The 2,205-nt window shown below is 56.6% G+C and carries 3 protein-coding genes; all 3 read right to left on the bottom strand.

Annotated features, from left to right (window positions below):
* The coding region (locus tag GXX82_13430) for a calcium-binding protein (protein ID NLT24040.1) at window positions 1-660 on the bottom strand (660 nt) is incomplete at its 3' end.
* Between the two features lie 98 nt (window positions 661-758).
* Window positions 759-995 (bottom strand): hypothetical protein, encoded by a 237-nt coding sequence (locus GXX82_13425; GenBank protein NLT24039.1) that lies wholly within the window; start codon window positions 993-995, stop codon window positions 759-761.
* A 19-nt stretch (window positions 996-1,014) separates the two neighbouring features.
* Window positions 1,015-2,205, bottom strand: a 1,191-nt coding sequence (locus GXX82_13420; GenBank protein ID NLT24038.1) for a DEAD/DEAH box helicase, incomplete at its 5' end; no start/stop codon positions are given.

Here is a 2,205-nt window from a genome sequence, read left to right as displayed (position 1 = left end):
GAAATCTTTGCAGTTCTCGAACACGGATCTTCCGATGTGGCCCGGGACCGGGCAGTAGAGTTCCACCCCCTCCTTCGAGACAAGCCAGGCATAGCCCGAATCGCCTATTCGTATGCCTTCGAGATAGCTCCTCGCGATGCTCTCGAAGCGGATAAGGACACCCAGACTGCCCCTGAAGGCTTCTCCCTCGAAGACAGGTACGTGCAGCGCAACGGCCCTGAACCCCTGGACCGCCGTGAAAACATCGCTCATGACAGGCTGGTGCTTCCTCATGATCTCTCTGACGTGGGACTGATGGGAGATGTCCTGACCGATACTCTTCCCGTTGTAAGGAACCGTATACATGATACGCCCCGTCGCGTCGACCCTGGTAACGGCCGCAACGCTGTCGGACAGGGCCTTGTACAGCATCTCCATGTTCATTCTGCCCCCGCTGCCGAGGGTCGCCATGGGTTCCTGCGCGGCATTCTTCAGAAGCATCCCTGTGTGGAAGCGGAAGAACTCTTCGATGCCTTTCTTTGTCTGCCGGGCGATGAGAAGCTGCTGATTGTTCAGGTTGTCGATGGCGTCCTTTTTGGCCTCATTGTAGAAGATGCCAAAAAGCACCGCACAGAGAAGAAGAACACACAGGAAAAGAACAAGCCAGTATCGGTATTTCACCCTTCATCCTATGAACCCGTGAATTCAAAGATACAAAGGAACCGCATAGGACACTAGTGAAATAATAAAAGAAGCTTCAATATTCGTCAAGGGGAGGATCAGCTCCGCGCAGTCTCTTCCTTTTCACGGGCCTTCTTCACAGCTTCCTTGAGGAGATCGACAAGGCTCCCGACCTGATCGGGACTTATGGTGACACCGTCCGCCGTCGCCATCAGTTCGCCATCGCTCAATACCTTGTAGATCCTGCAATCGATGGACCTCGTACCCTTGTACTTGTCGAGAACCTCCACCACGAGACGTTCACGGTTGCCCGTCAATAACTTCCCTACCAGCATGGTATCCCCCTCTCCTTTATCAGGACCTCCTGAAATGCCCTCTTCCCGACAGCTTGTATGTGGTCCGCCGCTTGCTCACCATCCTCACCGCCATGGTGAACTCATCCTCGGGGGACAGGGGGGCGTGGCGCTTTATCTCCGTCTTCGCGTAGGCCTGTATGTCTCTGAGCTTGCCCATCTCCGTGGGGAGCACCAGCGTGAAGGCATGTCCCGTCTTTCCCATCCTGGCGGTCCTGCCTATCCTGTGGACATAATACTCGTCATCGCGAGGGACATCATAGTTGATGACGGCCTCGACATCGTTCACATCTATTCCGCGGGCCGCGACATCGGTGGCGACGAGAATGGTGGAATGGCCTTTGCGGAACTTCGACATCACCCGGTCCCTTTGCGACTGCGCCAGGTCGCCGTGGATGGCCTCCGTGTCATAGCCCAGGGCCTTGAGGTCACGGGCCACCTGGTCGACACATCTTTTCGTGTTGCAGAACACGAGAGATGAAGAAAAATTGTAGGTATCGACAACCTTCCGGAGAAGATTGAGCTTCCTGCCGGGCCGCACCTCGATATAGCTCTGCTCCACTTCCGCAACCGTCAGCTCTTCACCGACAACCTTCACGATGGAGGGGTTCCTCTGGTACTTGGCGGCGAGCCTCCGGATGCTCTCCGGCATGGTCGCCGAGAAGAGAAGGGTCTGCCGGTTCGGGGATGTCGCGTCGAGGATGGTCTCGATATCTTCAAGGAAACCCATGTTGAGCATCTCATCGGCCTCATCGAGAACCACCTTCGTAACGGTTCCCAGTTTGATCGTCCGTCGCCTCATGTGGTCGATCATCCTGCCCGGCGTTCCCACCACTATGTGGACCCCCTTCTTCAGGCTTGCGATCTGGGTCCGGATGGATTGTCCCCCGTAGACGGGAGCAATGACGATGTCCTTCCTGTACCGTGCCAGCCTTCTCAGTTCACCCGCGACCTGAACTGCCAGCTCACGTGTCGGGCAGAGGATAAGGGCGTCGGTCTGTCTTGTTCTCGCGTCGAGGAGCTCGATGAGGGGAATGCCGAACGCGGCCGTTTTGCCCGTGCCCGTCCGCGCCTGGCCAATGATGTCCACGCCTTCAAGGACAAGGGGTATCGATTGCTCCTGGATCGGGCTCAGTTCGCTGAACCCCATGGTGTCCAGGGCCTTTTGCACCATCTTGGACAAATGTAACTT

Origin of the sequence: Syntrophorhabdus sp., from assembly GCA_012719415.1 — a bacterium.
Classification (GTDB): domain Bacteria; phylum Desulfobacterota; class Syntrophorhabdia; order Syntrophorhabdales; family Syntrophorhabdaceae; genus Delta-02.
The sequence above is the reverse complement of the archived record's forward strand: the minus strand, read 5'-3'. Positions and strand labels throughout refer to the sequence as shown.

Coding starts and splice junctions, on each gene's coding strand:
- GXX82_13425 (NLT24039.1), bottom strand. CDS start 995: ATGCTGGTAGGGAAGTTATTGACGGGCAACCGTGAACGTCTCGTGGTG.